This is a genomic window from Hoylesella timonensis 4401737 = DSM 22865 = JCM 15640 (assembly GCF_000455445.1).
GTDB lineage: Bacteria > Bacteroidota > Bacteroidia > Bacteroidales > Bacteroidaceae > Prevotella > Prevotella timonensis.
Genome location: NZ_HG417092.1, coordinates 209,428 through 230,272 on the forward strand (window position 1 = coordinate 209,428; position 20,845 = coordinate 230,272).

A 20,845-nucleotide genomic window follows, 5' to 3' on the forward strand; every position below is an offset into this window, starting at 1 on the left:
CCGGAACTTTATTCAAATTATTCTGAACCTTATCTTCAGCATGATGGTGCGCCCATGTATCGGGAATGATGCCGTGGACGTGTTGAGGGCTGAGCGGGTGGTGAAAACATACTCTTGGCGGTTGAAGATGTTATCACAAGACAAGGTAAGCTGTATTCGCTTGATGATGATCTTCGCACTTGCCGAAGACACCACAAACGACTGATGGTCGGCATTGCGATTGTTGTAATACTGGTAAACGTCACCTTCAAGGGAAATGTTCTTATTCAAGCTGACATTCAACTTCATGGTATTCGTCATTTGCCGCATGGTGGGCACGGGCTCCCCACCCTTCAGCCTTGACCACGTCTGACCGTAGTTGCCTTCGTACAATATGTTGAACGCCGGGCATGGTTCCATGTAGACCGTTGCGCCCCAGTTCATTGCCTGTGAACTGTATCTTTCCACGGCGTCCTGTATCAGCAATGGCGACTCGTTGCAGAAGTAATTGCCAGACAGGGTGAACTTGGACTTCCACCAGGTAAATCCCTGGCTGAGGGTAAATCCTGCAGAAGCATTGTCGGCATGCTCGTTCACCTCCTTACTGATATATCTCTCCACCGTGCCGTCGTAACTGCTTCCATACAGCACCTTGGGCGAATCGTGGGTATAGTTCAGCGTGATGCTCAGGAAGCGCATGGCGAAAACATTCTTCCATTTCCATTCCAGTCCGCCATACTCCGAATACGCCTCATACAAGGTTGGCGTCTGATAGGCCGAGAGGATGCGATAAGTGGCCAGGAGCGGATGGGTGTACAATTGTTCGATGTTGGGTTCGGTCGTCTTGATGCCTGCCTTAAGCGTGATGTCGTGAGCGGACGTGGGCGTGAACTTCACCGAGGCATTGGGAGTGAACAGCAACCAATTGCGGTGCTGCTTGATGGCGTCCATTCGGTTGTTCAACTGGGTGTAGTGATTGTTCAGTGGCAGCGTGAAATAGAAATTCCAGTAAGGTGTCAGCTTGTTGATGTAGAGTGCCAGCTTGGTGTCGAGGGTGCTGTACGACAAGTCGTTCTCCAGTCTTCCCAAGGCACTCGTCAGCCCGTCACGCCTGTAGGTCAACGTGACATAGGGATGAAAGCTCAGACCTCCTATCACGAAGGCAGACAACCATTCTATGCTGTTGTCAAACAGAACGCTGGTGCGGTGTACCTGCTGAGAAAGCGATGTGCCGTCGATGTATTTTTCGAATAGGTTGGGCAGTACGCTGAGATGCTGTGGCGATTTCTCAAGATTGATTTTGGAGCTGATGTTATAACCTCTCATTTCGGACGAACGCCCGATCAAAGAGAAAATATCGGTGAGCCGGTAGTTCTCCATGAAGGCATTTTCTGCTATGGGCTGTGAGGAAGTCACCGATCCATCGGTCTTCTGTCTGGTGTAGTTGAACAGGATCTGATTCTTGAGATAGTTCTTGTCCTGATTGCCGATGTAGGAGATGTCGCCATAGGCTGCGTCCGTATGTTGCACATGGTGATTGTCCTCAGACACCACATTGTAAGTGTTGTCGGGCAGCAGATGGCTCATGGTCTGGCTGCTGCGGAGCAAACTCCGGTCGGTGTAGTAAGCGGCATTGATACCCAGTTCGCCCTCCTTGCCCACACGATACACATTGTTGTAGGTAACAGAGTGTGAGCGGTTGAAATCATACTTGCTGCGATCGAGCCCCACGGCCGTAGTGGATGCTATACCCGTGAGCACGGGCGTGTAAGAAGGGGCGCCGTTGTCGCCGGTATGCAATTCGCTCGACAGATCTATTCCCACGTCATTCGTGGAATAGGTGGCAAACCACTGCGCCTTGCGTTTAAAGTAGGTCGCAATCAGCGAGTTGTCCCAAACGGCTTTGGTCTTCTGGTCATCGGTTTTGCTTTCAACTCCCGCGCCTAAGTCAGCGATGAGGTTGAACACACCCTTGGCGCTCGCCTTCAATTTGAGGTTGATATTCACCTTGTCGGTTTCCTGAAGCCCCTGTGTGCCTTGATGTCCTGGTCGTTGTCCATCACCTGCACCGTGGCGATGTTGTTGGGATCCAGATTGTTGGTGGCGACGCCATAGTGGCCTTTCATCATGTCCATGCCCTCGATCTTCATCTTGCTGACAGCCTTGCCGTTGTAGGAGATGGCCCCGCTCTTCTCCACCTGAATGCCCGGCATCTTCTTGAGTACATCCGCCAGCGATTTGTCGTTGGGATTGACAAAGGAGGCCACATTATAGTTCACGGTATCTTTGTTGGCGAAAATCCTGTCGGCCTTTACAATGACCTCTTTCAGCACCTTCGCTTCCTCTTTCACGCGAATGGTATAGTTGGCCGACCGAACCGCGACTTTCTGCTTGTTCGTGGCGATCGACATGCCCGATACGATGAGCATCAGGCTGTCTTTGTCGCTGTTGACCTGAAGTTTAAACAATCCTTTGTCGTCTGTCATCGTATAGCTGACGATTTGAGTTATATCGTTCGGGTCCGTGGCATATACATTGGCATCAGAGATGGGTGAGGAATTGGACGCATTGACAACCTTACCCGAAATAACCGTATCTGGCCCTATCGTGGCCTGCACAACCAGAACATGAAATGCAAGACACAGTAGAGTAATCAATCTACTGTGGGAGGCGTCGTGCAATATTCTGCGTAATTCATTGAATGCATCCATAGATGAAGTCATTACTGCTTGTCAAAAACTGTGTTTTATACCATACAGAAAGTAAAATATTAATTGGGGGGTTATACTAAAGCGCTATTACCTCTATTAACACACCAATTGAATAGACCTCTATACTAACTTCACCCGAATTATACGACAGAATAACAGGAATTTCGTTGCCGGATAAAATATCTCCACCTGTAATTGTTTTTGTATTCTGGCCTGATACGTTTATTACGATAGTTACATCATCAACATCTTGTAAGAATTCTAAATAGACTGTTTTAGTATTTCTATCCTTTGGAGCATGTCTCGGTCCTGAAGTTGTTGTTGATGATTTTGGAGTATCTGTGTGTACAACTACGACTTCTCCCTCTGAGTTCAAAGGCGCAGCGGATAAGTTAAGTAAACATCCACTTAACATCAAGCATACCAATACGAGTTTGAACTTTAATTTTTCAGGATTTAATAATCTTACCATGATAATTTAAGTTTTGGTTTGTTTCAAAATTAGAAGATTGAACAGTGGATTCAAAATTATTTTGGATTTATTTTTTTAACATTGTTACATTATGAAAACAAGAAACTATCTTACTATTAACGATTTATAAAAATTTACCATCAAAAAATCTCATAAAATGTAACAAGGATATTCATGGTTTTCAGCAATGTATTAGAAAATATTTGTATTTTTGCAACTATGAGGAAGAAAACTAAAATCCAATTTCTTGTCATAATAATATGTTGTGCAATTACACTTTTAGGATGTACAAATTCTTCTACAGAAAAGCAATTAGCAAATGTTGATTCGCTCTTGGCTGTAGACAAGCTAAATGATGCCGAAAAAGAATTGTACCAGTTGAGAGGAATTAGCATGAATGAAAGTGAGCGTGCTAAATATAATTTTCTTTCTATCTTGACCGCATGGAGGCTATTTCAACCTATTAAAAAAGAGATTGATTTAGATAAAAGTATTTCTTACTACGAACATCAGGATAAAGATGGTCTCTTGGCACGCTGCTTCTTTCTGAAAGGGGAGCTCTTGGCTGACAAAGGAAAAATAAAAGAGGCAATACTATTTTACAAAAAGGCAGAGCAACGTGTTGCAAAATCAGATCTTATGACACAACACCATATCTATGAGAGTCTTTCACTGAACAATATGCGGAATGAGGCAATGGGAATTGCCATAGTATATGCGCTAAAAGCATTGCCTTTAGCTCAGCAGTTGCATAAGCCAGACTGGGAGGGATACGAGTATTACTTGCTTACTTTAAGCTATAATAGCTTAGGAAAAACAAAGGAAGCTCAGTTATATATGCAACGACTTTTACAACTCTTGCCTCGCATGAGCGAGAAAGGGCAGATGGATGTCTTAGAGGTTCTTGGGCAACATTATCAATTACAAGACCCAAAACTGATGGAACAATTTATGCATAAGGCTTTGAGCGTTAAGAGTAATATTACCCCATATCTATATATGGCAGCCCGCAGATATAATCAAGGAAGAAAAGAAGAAGCCTATCAATTTCTTAACATAGCCGACAAACAATGTAACGGGAAACACTGTTATGCTCTCATTGAACTTAGGCGAGATATGAAATTGCATGATAAAGATTATAAATCGGCAAATCTACTATCCATGCAGCTAGTACAGCTCGAAGATAGTATTTTAAAAGCAGATAATCGGAAAGACGTGGAAGCTGTGCAGAATAACTTTGAGCAGCAATTGAGAGAACAAAAGCAACAACGAATTTACGCTTATATCTTAACGGCAGTCTTAGCTCTTATACTAAGTATTGGTTTACTTATTATATATCTTAGATTGAGAGTCCATAAGATGAAGTCTATGCTATCTGATGATCAATTAGAAATTTCCATTTTAAACAAGCAGATTGGTGAGGTAGAAAAAAACTTGGCCGATACTGACACGTTACGTCTCAAGCAGAAAAACGAAATAAACAAACTGAAACAAGAAATAGCCAAAGTGGAAGAACACCATAATGGCTTTCTTGCTGATGGCCGTCAATGTTATGAAAATATCTTAAAAGAAAAAACAATTATTACTTGGGAAAAATATCATTTTCATGCTTTCATTGAATATTATAAACTTGTTGATGCTGAGTATCTCTATGAACTCGATAAAGAATTTCAACACCTTACAGACAGGAATAAGCTCATTTATATTCTCCTGCATTTAGGATTATCGCAAACTAAAATTGCAGAAAGATTAGGCGTAAGTGAGGGTGCTATAAGAACAGCACTTTCAAGAAATCAGAAAAAGCGCAATAAAGAGTAGTCAAATCAAGTATTCATTATACAAAAAAACAAATCCAAAGAGAGGGTGTGGCTTTGTCCCTTTTTTAGAATTCTTAGATACCCTTCAAAAAAAATAGCTTTAAAGATCTCCTTCCCTTCAAACTACGTATAAGGAATAATCTCCTATGCCAATTTATTATTAGTCCTCTTTGCTTAAGAATTATCGAAATATAATCATGAAAACAATAAGGAAGAACTGGGATAATACCATATATATTCCTCGCTAGTACCACTTAACAAGCACACTTCTAGCGTTTCTTTTTGTATTCGCCCCACTAAATTACTTGTTATGATACTCTATTATGGTAATTTATTATACTGATTTGAGCAGATAGAAAATAACGTATCATACACTTAACAGAACCTCAACGTGTTCGCATGGTGTTCGCAATCAATCGGGTAGGAGGTAAATGTTATTCATAAAAGGCATTTACCTCCTACTTTCACATTTACCGACCTCCCACACCACCGTACGTGCCGTTCGGCATACGGCGGTTTCGTACTTTTACACCTCACGGTGTGTGGCAAGTTGTTTTCAGCTATCCCTTTGAGTAACGTCACTTCTACCCTATTGTCGGATTCCGTCCTATCGTCTTGGATAGAGAGCTCCTTTCGGACATCTGACGAAGAATTTCGCAGGGTAGCATTCATTTACTATTGCACTGCACGATTCGGTCCTTCCCTGTAGGCACACGTACCTTGGGTACTATGACCTCTGCTGACTTCTCACGGCAAGCTTTACTCCGCTTCTTTCGTAAAAACAACTATTTGAAACGTCCGTGAGACCTCCTCGGATAAGAACATTATCTTTCCATCTTATACCTACTTCATTTTTTCGCTAAGCTCAAGGAAACTCCACCGACCATTCCGAATAGCTATGGGACTTTGATTTGTCTGGCAATCTTATCCATGGTCATATGCCTTATATGAAGTTTCTGTTCGTTAGGCCAGATGTTTGCCGCCGGCTTCCTTCAGATTTCACCTCACGATGAACACCCTTGCCTTTGGCTATGTAATTCCCGCTATTAGGGTTTACTCGGGACTTCCACCCGTTAGAAAATGCTCATGCCGAGCGTACAAGAAAAAGGAGTTGCGGAAATTTCCGTAACTCATTGATAATCAGTGTATCTTTGGTGGGACCCGAACCCACGACCTCTGGATTTATGGAATCCGTTAGAATCTGCAAATGTTGCCAAGGCCCAATTGTCGTACTTCTATAATGAAATTTATTTGTGAAATCTATTAAATCAGGGTAACATCCATATTTATCTATCGGTAGTTTCCTCAATGTGTCTTGTACAAAAATAGGTAATTCTTGAAGAGATAGGACGGCCATCTTTCTATTATTTACATAACTACAACCTGCAAACAAAAAAATAGCTATTTTATAACAAAAAAAGTATTCTTATTCATTTGTGATGACTTTTATTTCAAAATAGTTATTAAAAATGTGTGATATTTTGGGTTGATTGGGAGTAAACCTTTTATTCTTTAACTCGTTGGCGGAATTAATTTAAGTTGATAAACATGAGTAAAAAGTTGTACACGTCGTTAACTTTTTAGTAACTTAGTGGTACAAACCCAATTAGGTCATAAAATCTTTGTGATGCACAACCTCATGGCAAAGTTCAAAAAAATACTTGAAATCTGCAAGCAATATGCTGGAAATCAAGTCAACGGGAAAAGAAAAGTTCCTCAACCCTCTTCCATTAAGGCGGCACGCTCTGCTGGACGCATTCTTTTTAACAAGTCAGTCTTTCTGTCTTCTTGTTTCGGCTCTTTGAGCAGGTAGGCATTGTCTGCCTATCGCTGGGATTCATAAAAAGAAAAGCCCAAGATTACGAGACAATGCACGTTTGTCCTTTGGAATAAAAAGCTCGTCACCATTCTTATCCTTTGGCCTTGCTTATACATCTCCAGTCAATTGTTCCAAGTACATTTTGCGCCAATAGGCAGATAAAGCCGCTTAGATTCCTTGATTTCTCTTATCCCGAACTCAGGTTCGTTCCCCCGAAGAAGTCATTAGATTTCACAAGAGGGAAACTAAACAAAGTTAGGTAATGGGGTGGCTCACCACTGCTCCACTATAGCATTTTATATGGCAAATCGTTTGATGACGGCAAAACCCGCCGAACAGCAGAAAGACTTTCCTCTTTATTTTCAGGATGGGAAGCAGAAGAACGCCACTTGCGTCTGTTTTGTTTGAATTTGGACTCATCCGCTGGTATGTACTGGAGGGGCAACCAAAAGGCAACGACTTTACTTTGTTCTGTATCGTAGTGGGGATAGCTGAAACGGAGTATGGCTACGCCTCTGTAAAGGAGATGGAAGGCATCAAAGTGGCTGGATCTCGGTATGGACTGGACATATTGAGCATTAGGCAGATATTAGACTTTAAGCCCTGTCCAATTGCCGAGATACAGGACAAACGACTACGGACTTCCTGTCAAGGCTATATGATGAGCAGTAACGAAAGACTTTTCAAGCGAGAGCCATGAAAGCTCGCTTTCAAATGGCCGAGTGCAGCTAAGCGTTATAGAATAGGCGAAGCTTCCGCCTTTGTATTTTTTGTAGGACACATATATTTTGGCTGTCTTTTCTGTCTTATTTGTCATAAACACATAAAGTATTGATATACAATAATATAATATTCTTTGTTATTAGACAAGACTTATATTATTTGACTAAAATAGAAAGATTCTCCACTTCGACCATTTTCTAAGACAAGCGATGACAAGTCAAGACAACATCAGAGTCATATAATTTATTGATACTCAACGACAAGACATATAAGACAAGCAAGACAAGCATTTTCGGGGTTTACTGAGATTTTTTTAGGGTAAAAATGAAGTCGCCATTACCAGGACAAATTACCTGAGAATGGCGGGTAGCCTATCATGACTCACAAGCAGTTCTTAAGGTATACAGAGTGAGTCTTGTTACTTCTCTTTTTTGCTCAATGAGCGTCTTTTATCTTTTTCAAGAAGCGATTCGTTTTCTGCTCGTAAGCATTACGGGCAGGCGTGTTTTTGCTGCCCAACACTCGGTTGAGCATCTCGTCATGTGAGTATAACTTCATCATACCGTTTCTACCTCGCTGGGGAGTAAGTGGAGTGAGAGGGCATCTTCTATCTTGCAAAGCGTCTCGATGGAGAGATTCTCTTTCCCTCGGAGTATCTTTGACACATACTGCTGCGAACAGCCCATACGCTGGGCAAGTTCTGTCTGGGTGAGATGGAGTTCGTCCATCTTGTCGAGCATAAGCATCGCAATACGCTGCGAGTGGCGAAGCCACGACTTGTTGGCCTGTCGGTATTCGGCAGCCTCACGCCAGCGAGAGGGTGTCTTGCTCTCGTGCGCCTCCAGTTTGCTTATAATTCGGTTCATACTTATCTCCTTTTTATATTGTGGTAACATAATCTATGAAAGAATCGTCGTCGATAATATCCTCATTCAGGAGAAAACGGCGGACGTTTTCCAGTTTCACCAGCTTCGCCGTTGTATGGCTTCGTTCTTCCATTCTTTCTTTTTTATATTGCAAAGATAAGTTATAGAGATGAGTCCTACAACTCATAGGTTGTATTTAACTATTATTTTCTTCCCTTGTCATCTCCAGATTGATGTCAAACGCCTCGACGAGCTTCTCATAATCAAAGCAATAGGAACGTTGTTGGACGGACATTTTGGTGGGCTGCCCCTTGGCATCACGGTGATCGAAGTCAAGGACCTGGTTACCCTTTTTGACAACATGATACGTCATGCGCTGCTCGCCCAGATACTCTTTGCTGTTTTCTAAATAGTAACGGAGCGACTCTTCGGGCAGTGAGGTCTCTCCGTTGCGGTGGGCATTGAGCTTATAGAGCATGAAGATGCGGGTCTTCTGAAGATAGAGTATCTTGTGCGGCTCTGCCCATTCCGTTTCATTGATGATACTGGAATGGAACCGGCTGACAGATCTAATTCTAAAGTCGGCATCTTCGTAAATTTCACCCTCACTATTGAGAAACTGCACCATGCGCCAGAAGCTACCCAACTCGTCATTTGTCTTACATTCCATGTTTTGGTGTATAATGCCTTCAACCGTGATATTCAATACTTCTGAATACGAGAGAGGCAGATCCAATTTGCCTTCCAAACATCGGAAGGCTGTAAGTGGGACCACCCAGTTTTGCACAATGCGGTCGATGACATTCCTACTGCCTAACCGTTTGTTTACATCATCCAATATCAAATGATACTGATCATAAAAGGCTTTGACAAACAGTTCCCTATGAGTCAAAAGCTGTAGGGTTAAGTGCGTCATTCCTTTGGAACGCATCATGAGCAATCTTTGGTAGTTCTTCTTTTCATCATCTGTAAAGTCTGACTTGGGAAACGAGAGGAAGATAAGCCGGCTGAAGAGTGCGATGTCGGTCGTAGGCATCTCTTGTCCGGAGATAATCACGCCTGCATCTACGGCGGTGGTCTCCTTCTTCTTGTCGGTGGTCATGTTCATGCGGGTGCGACCAGTACCGTCCCAAAGGCCTTTGATAAACTCTATCTTGGCAGTGTCGATGCCGTTCTTGTATTCGTCGATGTGCACCAGAGCATTGGCAGCGGCAGCTACCGTGTCGTTGAGGGCGGGAATGGTGGAGTTCTGTATGTTAGGCGGTATGTTGTCAATCACGAAGAACGACATCAAGGTGTGTCCTAACTCACTCTTGCCAGAACCCTTCGGACCGAAGAGATCGAGGATGGGGAATGAGCGTGTGGTGAGGGTGATGATGTCACGGAAAAGGGTGGCAAGATAAAAGCAGAAGCCTATCTTGCCATTGTCGCCAAAGACGAGGAAGAGCTGACGGGTGAAGTCACGGAGCAAAATCATTGAGAAATTGAAATGCACAAACTGACGCTCGAAACGGAAATAGTCGGTGTTTTCCTTATAAATCTGAGAGAAGGCTGGCAGGTAGTAGTTGCCCTTCTCGTCCAGGTGCACGATACCGTATTCGTTGACTTCACTGAACTTCCCTCCATAATAGATGCCGTTGCCAAAGGCATAGAAGCCTTTCTTGTTCCAGCCGAGTTGCTTGATTTGGGCTGCTGTCTCGGTCTTTTCGTAAAGGAAGCACTTCAGCTTAATGAGTTCCTTCTCGCCAGCCTTCCAGATGAAGTTGCCGAGAGATTCAAGTTTTTGGCGGAACTTTTGTAACGAGATAAGGTCTTCCTGCTCCATCTCTATAATTTCCTTGATACCTAACTCGTTGGTGAGCAAGAAGAGTCGTTTGGCCATGAGCGGGTCCTTGATGTGGAAGAGTGGTGTCAGCGTAAAATTGCTCCATTCAATCACTCCTCCCTTCTCGGTGGTGGAGAAGTATTTGCCGTGGTCTATCCAAAAACCGTACTGACGGTTTAGGTCGATTTCGTCCTCCTTTGGGCTGTCGCGCCTCGTCCTCTCGTTCTCAACGGCTTTCTGCCAGAAGAGTTTTCCTCGGTGATATTTGGTGAGGGCATCAATGAACATGGTGAGCTTGGTGTCGTCATCGATAAAGGACAAGAGGTGGGCTATCTGCTTCACGGCATCACTCTTTTGCTCAGTGTTGCCGCTCGTCTCAAATAGTTTGGCGGCCAGCCACAGGATAAAGTCCTCTTCCTCTACAGCCTTGAAGAGCGCTTGATTCTTGAAATAGGTATCGGGATCTTCCTTCTTACCTTCCTTGGAGGTGGGGATTTCCTTGACCGATACGATAAGGTGCTGTTCAGTGGCGAGCTTCCCTGCCTTCATTACGGCTTCGATACCCGTACCATAATCGGCGCCGCCCTTGGGTGGGTCGTTGTCGGGAATGAAGCACACCTTACTGGCTGCCCTCTTGATGAGTTGAAACTGCTCCGCTGTCCATGCCGAACCAAGGTCGGCCACGGCGTTCTGCACACCAATGGCATGCAGACGCATACAGTCGGGGGCTCCCTCCACAAGGTACATCTGCTCGGTCTTTCCTGCCGCCCGCCATGCCACGTCCAAACCAAAGACAGTGTTACGCTTATTGTAAAGAAACGACTCCTTGCTATTGAGATACTTGGGCTGACTGTCGTCCATCACCCTGGCCGTGAAGCCGATGATGTGCTGGTAGCGATCTTTGATGGGGATGACGATACGGTCCTGGAAGAAGTCGTAGCCCTGCTTGTTAATGAGTCCCAACTCCTGGAGAAATTCCTTTTGCAAGGGCAGATGAGCGAGGGCTTTGCCGTCGATGGACGCAAAACCGATCTCTATCTCATCGCAATACTTCTGCCCCCAGCGGTGATAGGCATAGTCCTGGGCAGGCTTGTAGCGCAGAAACACCTCACGGTAATGTTTATGTACGGTGGCATTGACAATCAGTAGCGACTCACGTTTCAGGCGCTGCTGCTTCTCATCGATGGTTTCCTCACGTTCCTCCACCTCTATGCCGTACTTCCTGCCCAGCCACTTCACGGCCTCTGGGTAGGTCATGTTCTCATGCTCCATCAGGAAGGTAATCGCATTACCTCCTTTATGGCACCCGAAACAGTAGAACATGCTGCGGTTGGGCGTAACTGTAAACGACGGTGTCTTCTCCTGATGGAAAGGACACAGCGCACGATAGATGATGCCTCGCTTCTGGAGTGACAAGAATTCGCCCACCACCTCTTCTATATGCGCCGCATCAAGTACCTTTTCTATAATGGCCTTGGGTATCATTTCATCCTCTAATCATGTTTGGGGTTACAAAAAAATGCCTCAGCCGACTGGCTTCTCAGCGGGTCGGCCAAGGGCTTCTACTTAGTCACTTGTTATTTAGAGGATTTGCTAAGTATCTCTTAATTCTGCAATGAACTCCGATTTCAGAACATACCAACAACGACCCATCTTATGAGCTGGGATAAGGCCTTTTTCGATGCGCTTCCTGATGGTACACTCCTTGCGTCCGAGCATAAGGGCGATGTCGGGCACGGTATAGACCGTGTCCGAGGTGTTAAGTACTCCATGACTGGCAGCCATGAAATCAGTCATGCTCGCTTTCCGTTTCCCATTCTTTCTTTCCGTAGAAATCAATGGGGAGTTTTTCTTTCCATTTTCCTTCATCTGTTTCCTTGTTTAATTCCTGTTTACGTTCTTCTGATGATACTGCATAGATGGCCAGCCGGCAGCCATAGCTGTTGTAGCTGTAATGGATGAACTTACCAGCGATGGCTCCCCAAGAGCGGTTGTAGTCGCTGATCATGTTCACAAAGCTGTGACGCTTGTCCAGTGATACATTGGTGATCTTCAACTGGCCCACATGAATTTCCCTAATCCATGTCGTTGGATGGATAACTCTTTCTACTTTTGGCATAATCTTCTGATTTTAAATGAGGGCAATATTGCACTGAGATCCAAAAGAGAATGAGCATCTATCTTGCTGAGGGAATATCAAAAATGCAAAAAATCCTTCCATGGCTTCCGTTTCATCGAATGTAGAATTTCTGGTTTCCTTTCTTGGGTCAAAATGGTTTGACAGGAAATAGAAATTAAATTTTTGCTACAAAAATATAAGCAAAAATGGTGGAAAACGAAAACCAATCAGTTTAAATCGACCAACCAACCAAGTATTTAACGTTACCCAACGCTTCCTATGAAGAAGGAGTGAGACTGCTTTTGTCAATCATCTGACGGACACGGATGGAATATGCATACTCAACAGGAATTTTTGATAAGGTTCAGGATTTTCTCCGCCATCGAGACTACAAGGCAAACAAAAACGCCTGTGGACGACCGCAGGGGTAAGTTGCGGTGCGCCACAAGCGTTCACGTTATGAAGAATAAAAAAGATTTCATGAGGAGTCCTCATGAGGGGATGTTTCTGTTGAGGATGCCAAAGAGGCAGGGGGGAGCTATTTCATCTTCTTGCCCTCATACGTCATGCTGTCCAGCAGGCGTGCGGCGGCAGCAGCGGTGCGGGTGGGCAGTGGCGAGTAGAGCAGACGGGTGGTCAGCTCTTGTGCCTCTGGACTGAGCAGCCAGCGCAGCACGCTCACCGTCTCCTGTGCTTCATGATATGACCGCAAGGCGTAGCTCTGCTCCTGATACACCAACACCCAGGTGTAGCAGCTGATGGGGTATGCCCCGGCAGCGGTGGCGTTGGTGATGTCGGTGGCATTGCCCTCCTGTTCGGCAGCGGCCATGATGCTCTCCTGCGTGGGCAGCACAAACGTGCCGGCGGCATTGCGCAGCCATGCCCGTTGCGTGTCGAAGGCGGTGGTGTATTCCGTCGCCACATAGCCGATGCTTCCCGGTATGCGTTCCACCAGGCCTGCCACGCCAGTGTTGCCATTGGCAGCCACGCCCACCTTGCAGCCTATCTTCTTGCCCACGCCCATAGCGTTTTTCCATGCGTCGCTCACCTTTGAGAGATACTGGGAGAACACGTAGGTGGTGCCGCTGCCGTCGAGACGGAACACGGGGGTAATCTCCCGGTCGGGCAGTGATAGCTTGGGGTTCACCGCTGCAATGCGGGCATCGTTCCACTTCACGATTTTACCCATGAAGATGTCGGCCAGCAGTTCGCCCGTCAGTCGCAGGTTGTCCGTACCCTTCAGGTTGTAGGCCACGGTCACCGCCCCCATACAGGTGGGCAGTGCCAGCACCTTTCCCGGCAGGCTGTCGCGCTCTGCTTTGGTGGGCAGCACGTCCACGCCCGCAAAGTCGATCTGTCGGCGTTGCAGAGCTTTCAGACCCCGCTCCGAGCCGATACCGGCATAGGTCACGGGTACGTCGTTTTTCTCCCAGTACAACTCGAACGCTTTGTTGTAGAAAGGCAGGGGCAGCGTTGCTCCGGCTGCCGTCACCACCGTCTTGCGCGAGGCAGCCGATGGAGCCTTCACCACGCTCCCGTTCTCCGCATGAGTGGTGATGGAGAACATACAGAGCAACAATAAGATATTTTTTACTTTGAACATTGAACTTTGAACTTTGAACTTTGAACTTTGAGGTTTGAACTTTGAGGTTTGAACTTTGAGGTTTGAACTTTGAGGTTTGAACTTTGAACTTTGAGGTTTGAACCGAAGGTCACCGACCAACGGAAAGTAATGAGCATGATGAATTATGAATTGTGCATTGTTCATTAAAACGCATATTCAATATTTCCCGAATGTCCATTCACCTGCAGGGTTTGGCGGGCATCGCTGTCAAACTTCATCAGCGTGGGCATAAAGCCGATACGCTTCTCGGGTGTCACGTCGGCATTGTACAGGCGAAAATAAAAATTTCCCTGCACAGCCGTGGTGTCTATCTCCACGAACTGCCCCGGCACGTTCTGTTCCAACGACACGGATAAGAGCTTCTTGCTGGAAAACGGATTTTTGCCACTGAGTATTTGCACACGCATGTGGTGAATGTCGGGATAGGTCTTGTCTGTGTAGAAGAAGCGGGCTTTGACGTGTCCCGGCTCTGTAGGCATCGGCTCGCCACCTTCCGACTCGTCGGGTGTCATGAGTTTCTGCCCCGGCAATTGCACGAAGGTGAAGTCACGCTGCTGGCTCAGGTCCACGTTCATAGAGAAATCGGGCTGGTCGGCTCCTTTGCGAAAGCCCTGCAACACGCCCTTCGCTTCTGCGCGGATGCGGTAGGTGCTAAATGCTGTCTTACCAGATAAACTCTGACCATCCAGCATGAAATAGCAAGAGTCATACGAATAGGGCTCTGCCACCGTCAGATGATAGTAGCCGCCGTCCAAGGGCTCGTCGTTATAGCTGCAACCCGCAAGCAGCACCACGGCCGTTGCCGTGAGAAAGATTTGATTGAGTATTTTCATTCTTTACAATATTTTGGTAGAAACAAGGCGGAGTTGCCAGCAGAGTGTGCGGCACACCACCTTGTTGTTATAATTCCTCCGACCGATAGCATTTTTATCCAAGTGCATGATAACAATTCGGATGGAAATAATGATGCATTGTGCATTGTGAACCGCAGGTCACTGACCAACGGAAAGTAATTATGCATTATGCATTATGCATTATGAATTATCTCATCATTACCTTCGCCGTCTTATTTCCGGCTTTCACAACCAACAGTTGGTTCTTGGGCAGATTGCCGATGTGGGTGGTTTCGCTGGTTGCCACGGTATTGGCCACCGTCCTGCCAATGGCGTCGTACACAGTGATGCGGCTGCCTTTCACGCCGCCCACATACAGCTCGCCACCATCTACCTTCACGGGCAAAGGCTGATTGGCGGTTGTGGTCTCGATACCGCTCGTGCCACCCTTCACCGTCAGGGAAAAGTCGTCGAGCAAGAGGTCGCCACGAATATTTTGAACTCCTATTCCTATATACTTCATCTCACTCTTGTCATGGGCATACTCATTGGATTTCGTGTATTTTGACAAATGGTCTCCAAAATCATAATCGACAGTAGCAAACTTCCAGTCTCCTTCAGTGGTCTCCCCAGGCGTAATCACTTCTTGTGTTGTTTGCGATAAACAAGTCATGTCCCATAATTCAGTAGCACTGTGCCACATGCCAATGCCATAGGACCAGCTGAGAGTCCTCCCTTTATAGTTAGTAGCCTTGACTACTTTGTACCAAAAAGATAATGTGTACACTTTATCCACGCCTGGCGTAGAGATATCTATTAATTGTACAATGCTTCCACCTGCTGGATACCCTTGCGAGGCATAAGTCATATAAAGTGCGGCATTACCAGAATGGGCTTCACCAATAATAGTATTGAAATGAGGGTCATTGTCGTAGTATCTAGTTTGGTCATCTTCCCAACCTTCTGGAGAAATGACTCCATTTTCTTCATTAACAATAATGGTTTCTCCTTCAAAACCTGGATTTTTCAACAAATTATTTTGTGCTTTTGCGACTATTGCGTTGCCTAACAACAGCATGACAAAAAGTAAATTTTTTGTTTTCATTTGTTTTGCTTTTTAATTAAACGTGTCAAAGGATGGTAAGCCAACCTTGACCAACCTACCATCCTAAGAATATTTTATATTTATCTAACCCAAGCCTGGGCTGTCCAAACTGTTGTTAATCCGGGTTTAAAAGCACCCTTATAATTTACAGCCTCAATACCGGGGAGAGAATAGGCCCCCGTCATGGCAGGATTGCCAAGCGGTATCAAAGCCTTAGTCTTATAATTACCCCATGGATTGTTAAGTTCGATGAGGCTATAATCTGTCAGTCCCACATTGGAAGCCGATGGCGTAAAGGTATCATTCGTAGCTTTGTCGGCACTGAAGTTAATACCAGCTACCTGTCCATTTGAAGCAGCACAAATAACATTGTTTTCTAAAACATAGTTAGAGTTCTTGGTTTCTCTCAGAATGCCTCTCGGAAAACCATAGACCACGCTGTTGATCAATGTGAATTCACAGTTGCGACGGAAATCTGTGCAAGATTTCAGAGCGGTTCCGCTTTTACCAACCTGCGCAACCTGTCCTTTTGTAGTTCCTTTTATCGTCAAATTGCTCAATACGGGATGAGTGAAGGGAGTTAAAGACGAACTGTGACCGTCGTTGTCACATTCTACACCATTCGGGTCTTTTGAATATTTCATGGTAGGCTCGATGGTAATCAAACCATATTGGATAGTACCTGTGTAACCCCAGTCGAAGTCTAGACCATCGTCGTCGGTGGCAGTGGAAACAAGGTACTTGCCGTTGACGCATCCGCCGAAAAACTCGAAGGCATCGTCGGCACCATGAAATGCCTGGCAGTGGTCGAGCCGCGTACCACGACCCACGCCACCGAAGGTGAAAGCGTTAAGCTCATTGTCGGCTGCAATGCTGGCACCGGCATATTCCACGCGTACATAGCTCAACACGCCAGAATTGTCGTTGTCGTTTGTACCGCCGAAATGGATGTCCACGCCTGCGGGTGCTGTGGATGCGTCGATGCCCTCAATGGCACACTCCGTGCCCTGATTGACAACAGCCTTGCCAAGAATTACGAGACCGCCCCAGCCACCTTTCTGTCCATTTTGGGCTGTGAACACGATAGGCTTATCGGCTGTACCCTGAGCCATGATTTTGCACCCACGGGTGATGATTAGAGCAGAAGCCATGGTGTTATCACTGCTGTAAAGACCCTCAATGCGTGTACCCGGCTGAATGGTGAGCGTGGCACCGTTGGTGACGTAGGTTTTTCCACTGAGCTGATAGGTGACATTGCTGTACAACGTCTTGTCAGCACTGATGATACTCGACAGCGTTTCCGTTGCACGTACATTGTTCACTACAGGAATTGTTTCGTCCTCATTTGAACACGAAGTCATTGTGACTCCCACTGCCATGACTGCTACGAGGAGCATGGCGAATTTTTTAAAATTCTTCATAATAGAATGAATTTAGTTAATAAATGATTATTAATAGATGCTTCGGGACCGTCAAGGATGAAAAGTTCCACTGTTGTTATCTTACTTGGCTGGACTTTCTCGTATCTGGTCCTTTTGCATACTATCTCGAATTGATGTAGTACCCTTACGGGTGAATTAAAGTTGATAACTTACCGTCAGGGAGAGATTCACCCCCTTGTTGATGCGGCTGATCACCCAGTCGCCTGGGGTATAGTCCATGCCCTTGTCTGTCAAATCTTGGGGGTAAGTCCGCTGTCCGTCAACAAACTCAATATGACAATTGCGGTAGAGAATATGGTCCTCATGAAGCAGGTCGCTGGCATTGAGTTTTACTTCGAGGCGCTCTTTCAGGAACTTGGCGGCGAGCTGCAGGTCAAGCACATTGCGAGGATTCTCGTAAATATCCCATGCTGCATTTTGAGCAGACAGGAACAGCTTGCGTCCCGTACGCCCATAATTGACTGTAGCGCTAAGCTGCTTACCGAAGTAGCCCAACCCCACGTTCACGGTGTAGGGCGACATTCCCATTAATGGGCGTCTGCGATTCTTATAACTCTTCTGTATGCTCTCATCGTAGTTGAGTTTCACTGTACCATCGATAATCGAGAAGTTGCCCGTGAACCAAAGGTCGCGGAGGAAGGAGCCAGGCAGCAGGAATCCTAACGACTTGCGCACGTTCAACTCGATGCCCTTGGTGGTGGCTTCGGGCAGATTGGCATGAATCTCGTCGTAGTTGTGACCGTCCTGTCTTAGCCAGGTATAGACCTCTGCCGGATCTTTGAACTTCTTGTGGAATAGGCTCAATGAGACCACCTCGCCCATGGATGGGTACCACTCGAAGCGCAGGTCCCAGTTGGTGATTTTGGACTGCTTGACGTAATCTCCAAATTTTGTATAGGTAATCATGCGGTCTTCCACTCTATAGTATGGGGTGAACGTGAGTTCACGGAACTCAGGGCGGGCAAGGGTCTTGCTGAAGGCCAGGCGGGCGTTGAGCGTGGGCGTGATGTTATAGACCAAGGTGGCAGCGGGCAGCCAGTCGGTGTTTTTAATGGAAATAGTAGTGTCGTTCCAGTTAACACTCGTAGAAGTCAGGATGGCTGTTCTCGTGGTGGTGCTTGTTTGGGCATCCTCCATACGCACGCCAGCGGTGAGGTGGAGACGGTTGAAGAAAGTGAAATCGCCCATCAGGTAGGCGGCATGCACGTCCTGGCTGCCCTCGTAATAGTCAGCGTATGAACCATTGATGCCAGCCGGCGAATATACCGCCAAACCCTGCTCGAACCATTTGGGATCGAAGGCATCGTTGAGTGGTATGCCCTCCTCGGGAACATTGCCGGGAATATCGACAAGGAAGGATTTGAGGTATTGCTGGAAAAAATCGGACCGGCGGAAGATACCCATGTAACCAGCCTTGATACGCTGCTTGTTGCCTGCTACCTCGAAAGGATGCTCCACGTTCATGCCAAGGGTCTTTTTATTTTCGTTCAGGTCGGAATACATCAGATGACCACTGTTAAGATCAGATTGACTGACGCTGCCACTGGCGGGTCCCCAGCCAAAGATATTCGTCGTATAGCGGTCACCTACCATACCCGCTTCGACCAATGCAGTGTTGGGGTTGGTGCGGTTCACCTTGTTGTAGGAGGCATTCCAGGTGAGGATGAGCTGATCCTCCCAGAACTTGTGCTCGCCGTCCATCTGTGTCTGGAACATCCACGTGCGCAGCGGGTTGCTGTAGAGCTCTCTGGCCCACCATGCGGTGTAATCGGTGTTGATAAAGCGGTCGGTGGTGGTGTGGGTGAAGCGGTTGTTGAAGAGATTGCGCCACGTAATTTTGTGGTTGCGCGCCTGCCAGCCCATGTTGAGTACGGCACCAGTGGCAGTGACGAAGTTGTAGGCTCGGTTGGCACGGAAGAGAGAGTCGTAACTGATCATACGTGCCTCCTTGATGTTGTGGATGGTCTGTTCGTTGCGGTAGGTCAGGGCGAGCACAGCGCCGAGCTTGTGGCCGTTGTGCAGGGTGATGGGAATGCCTGCCGTGAGCGAGTAGGTCTGCAGCGGCAAGGCCTTGTACTTGAAAAACTGGATGCAGTTTTTCTTAGCGGCGTTCTTGCAGTACACGTCAGCTGCCTCGGCAGAATGGTCCTCGGTGGTCCACTTGCGATCCTTGATATTGCCGAAGAGATAGTCGGAGGCGTAGTTGATGCCCGTCTCCATGGTTTTACCAGTGGAAATGGTATTGATACCCGTGCCGATGCTCACGTTGAGAAACTTCTTCGTGGGCACGGACAGCGTGTTGACCTCCACCAATCCGCCCGTGAACTCGGCGGGCAAGTCGGGGGTGAAGGTTTTTGCGATGGTCACCTTGTCCACCAGTCCGGCGGGGATGACGTCGAAAGAGAAGTTGCGCTTGTTGGGCTCAGTGCTGGGCAGGGCGGCCCCGTTGAGCTGCACGTTGTTGTAACGTTCGCTCATGCCGCGCACCACCACATATTTACCCTTGTCGATGGTGACACCCGAGACGCGGCCCAAGACCTGCGCCACGTTGTTGTCGGGGGTCTTGCGAATGAGGTCGGCACTGATGCCGTCGCTCATGGCCATGCGGTTCTTCTGCTGGGCGAGCATGGCATTGGTAGTGGCATTGCCGTAGGACGCTGTAACGGTGACACCCTGCAGCTCGTTGGTGGCCTCCTGCAGGATGAAGTCGAGCGGCGTGGACTTGCCGCCGCGCACCTTGACATCGGAGATGCGCATCTTTTGAAAGGAGATGCACGAGGCCTCGACGGTGAACGAGCGGGCGGGCAGGTTGGTAATCTTGTAGTGCCCTTTGATATCGGTGACACCTCCCTTGCCGCTCATGCCCACCACCGTGACGGTGGCGCCGATGACGGGGAACCCCTCCTTGTCGAGCACGGTGCCCGCAATGGTGCCACGCCCTGTAGTAGCAGAAGCCTGTCTCTGAGCGGTTGGCGTGAGCCGTGGCTTGTTGGCATCTTTATAGACTACGTACGACTTGGCTCCTGCACCTTTCCTGTAGCTGTAAGGTGTGGCGGCGAGTGCATTGGCAAGATCGTTCTCTACACTGACTTTTCGCGAGGCCTTCACGCTGATGGTAGCCATGTTGGACGAGTCGTAGTTGATGTCTACACCGTATTGCTGCTGTATTCTCTTGAGTCGGCTGCTGAGTTTTTCCTTCGGATAGCCAGCTGTTGCCACTGGGCTTTTGACTGTTGCTGTGGGGGTGTTTGCTGTTGTGGTCATACTACTGGCAGATATTGCATTGGCGCGTAATGACGGCCATACGACCAGACCTCCTACCAGCAGCAGAAACCCTGCGATAAAGGATTGGGGAAAAGTGTAATTCCTTTTTTTCATTGTTTTGTTTTTGTTTATTGATGTTCTTGTTTTGTCGTAGGGGCGTGATTCATCACGTTCCGCTATTAATATCGTCTGCATGTCGTAGGGGCGTGATTCATCACGTTCCGTTATTAATATCGTCTGCATGCC

15 protein-coding genes and 2 pseudogenes are annotated in these 20,845 nt (G+C 46.9%); 4 read left to right on the forward strand and 13 right to left on the reverse strand.

Going from position 1 to position 20,845, the window contains the following annotated elements:
- Window positions 1–12: 12 nt before the first annotated feature.
- From BN35_RS04350 to BN35_RS04360, 3 genes are all read right to left on the reverse strand, one after another.
- On the reverse strand, window positions 13–1,986 hold the full coding sequence (locus BN35_RS04350) for a hypothetical protein (RefSeq protein ID WP_044071219.1): 1,974 nt from the start codon (window positions 1,984–1,986) through the stop codon (window positions 13–15).
- Window positions 1,983–2,690 carry a carboxypeptidase-like regulatory domain-containing protein gene (locus tag BN35_RS04355; RefSeq protein ID WP_044071221.1) on the reverse strand — a complete coding sequence of 236 codons (708 nt, stop codon included), beginning with the start codon at window positions 2,688–2,690 and terminating at the stop codon, window positions 1,983–1,985. Before BN35_RS04355 ends, BN35_RS04350 begins: the two co-directional genes overlap by 4 nt.
- Window positions 2,691–2,766: 76 nt before the next feature.
- Window positions 2,767–3,162 carry a hypothetical protein gene (locus tag BN35_RS04360; RefSeq protein ID WP_025073033.1) on the reverse strand — a complete coding sequence of 132 codons (396 nt, stop codon included), beginning with the start codon at window positions 3,160–3,162 and terminating at the stop codon, window positions 2,767–2,769.
- A 174-nt stretch (window positions 3,163–3,336) separates the two neighbouring features.
- On the opposite strand from BN35_RS04360, the gene BN35_RS04365 reads away from it, so the two are divergent.
- The 3 genes and pseudogenes from BN35_RS04365 to BN35_RS04380 all read left to right on the forward strand — a co-directional run bounded on the left by BN35_RS04365 (window position 3,337) and on the right by BN35_RS04380 (window position 7,470).
- On the forward strand, window positions 3,337–4,980 hold the full coding sequence (locus tag BN35_RS04365) for a sigma factor-like helix-turn-helix DNA-binding protein (protein ID WP_145992930.1): 1,644 nt from the start codon (window positions 3,337–3,339) through the stop codon (window positions 4,978–4,980).
- Between the two features lie 1,547 nt (window positions 4,981–6,527).
- Window positions 6,528–6,699: pseudogene (locus tag BN35_RS14075) on the forward strand (IS982 family transposase); the annotation flags it as partial.
- Window positions 6,700–7,098: 399 nt separating this feature from the next.
- A pseudogene (locus tag BN35_RS04380) lies at window positions 7,099–7,470 on the forward strand (hypothetical protein).
- A gap of 486 nt (window positions 7,471–7,956) precedes the next feature.
- On the opposite strand, the gene BN35_RS04385 reads toward BN35_RS04380, so the two are convergent.
- The 7 genes from BN35_RS04385 to BN35_RS04415 form a co-directional block, all read right to left on the reverse strand.
- Entirely contained in the window at window positions 7,957–8,082 is a 126-nt protein-coding gene (locus BN35_RS04385) for an XRE family transcriptional regulator (RefSeq protein WP_102938008.1), read from the reverse strand.
- Window positions 8,079–8,387: a helix-turn-helix transcriptional regulator gene (locus BN35_RS04390; RefSeq protein ID WP_004347501.1), complete on the reverse strand. Its 309-nt coding sequence runs from the start codon at window positions 8,385–8,387 to the stop codon at window positions 8,079–8,081. Before BN35_RS04390 ends, BN35_RS04385 begins: the two co-directional genes overlap by 4 nt.
- A 196-nt stretch (window positions 8,388–8,583) precedes the next feature.
- Complete coding sequence (dnaG, locus tag BN35_RS04395) at window positions 8,584–11,697, reverse strand: DNA primase (protein WP_028901105.1); 3,114 nt, start codon at window positions 11,695–11,697, stop codon at window positions 8,584–8,586.
- Between the two features lie 108 nt (window positions 11,698–11,805).
- Window positions 11,806–12,009 (reverse strand): helix-turn-helix domain-containing protein, encoded by a 204-nt coding sequence (locus BN35_RS04400; protein WP_007175168.1) that lies wholly within the window; start codon window positions 12,007–12,009, stop codon window positions 11,806–11,808.
- Complete coding sequence (locus BN35_RS04405) at window positions 12,002–12,331, reverse strand: hypothetical protein (protein ID WP_007175169.1); 330 nt, start codon at window positions 12,329–12,331, stop codon at window positions 12,002–12,004. The genes BN35_RS04400 and BN35_RS04405 overlap by 8 nt, the downstream gene beginning before the upstream one ends.
- A gap of 538 nt (window positions 12,332–12,869) precedes the next feature.
- Entirely contained in the window at window positions 12,870–14,099 is a 1,230-nt protein-coding gene (gene pstS / locus BN35_RS04410; protein ID WP_028901106.1) for a phosphate ABC transporter substrate-binding protein PstS, read from the reverse strand.
- Window positions 14,099–14,710, reverse strand: coding sequence for a hypothetical protein (locus tag BN35_RS04415; protein WP_145992931.1), 612 nt, complete (start codon window positions 14,708–14,710; stop codon window positions 14,099–14,101). The genes pstS and BN35_RS04415 overlap by 1 nt, the downstream gene beginning before the upstream one ends.
- Here BN35_RS04415 and BN35_RS13920 point away from each other — a divergent pair.
- On the forward strand, window positions 14,690–14,968 hold the full coding sequence (locus tag BN35_RS13920) for a hypothetical protein (RefSeq protein ID WP_145992932.1): 279 nt from the start codon (window positions 14,690–14,692) through the stop codon (window positions 14,966–14,968). The genes BN35_RS04415 and BN35_RS13920 overlap by 21 nt on opposite strands.
- Before the next feature lie 28 nt (window positions 14,969–14,996).
- Here the strand turns inward: BN35_RS13920 and BN35_RS04425 are convergent, their stop codons facing one another.
- From BN35_RS04425 to BN35_RS04435, 3 genes are all read right to left on the reverse strand, one after another.
- Window positions 14,997–15,893: a hypothetical protein gene (locus BN35_RS04425; protein WP_025072688.1), complete on the reverse strand. Its 897-nt coding sequence runs from the start codon at window positions 15,891–15,893 to the stop codon at window positions 14,997–14,999.
- An 80-nt stretch (window positions 15,894–15,973) separates the two neighbouring features.
- Entirely contained in the window at window positions 15,974–17,314 is a 1,341-nt protein-coding gene (locus BN35_RS04430; protein ID WP_025072689.1) for a hypothetical protein, read from the reverse strand.
- A 156-nt stretch (window positions 17,315–17,470) separates the two neighbouring features.
- Window positions 17,471–20,842 carry a TonB-dependent receptor gene (locus BN35_RS04435; protein WP_028901108.1) on the reverse strand — a complete coding sequence of 1,124 codons (3,372 nt, stop codon included), beginning with the start codon at window positions 20,840–20,842 and terminating at the stop codon, window positions 17,471–17,473.
- Window positions 20,843–20,845 lie beyond the last annotated feature (3 nt).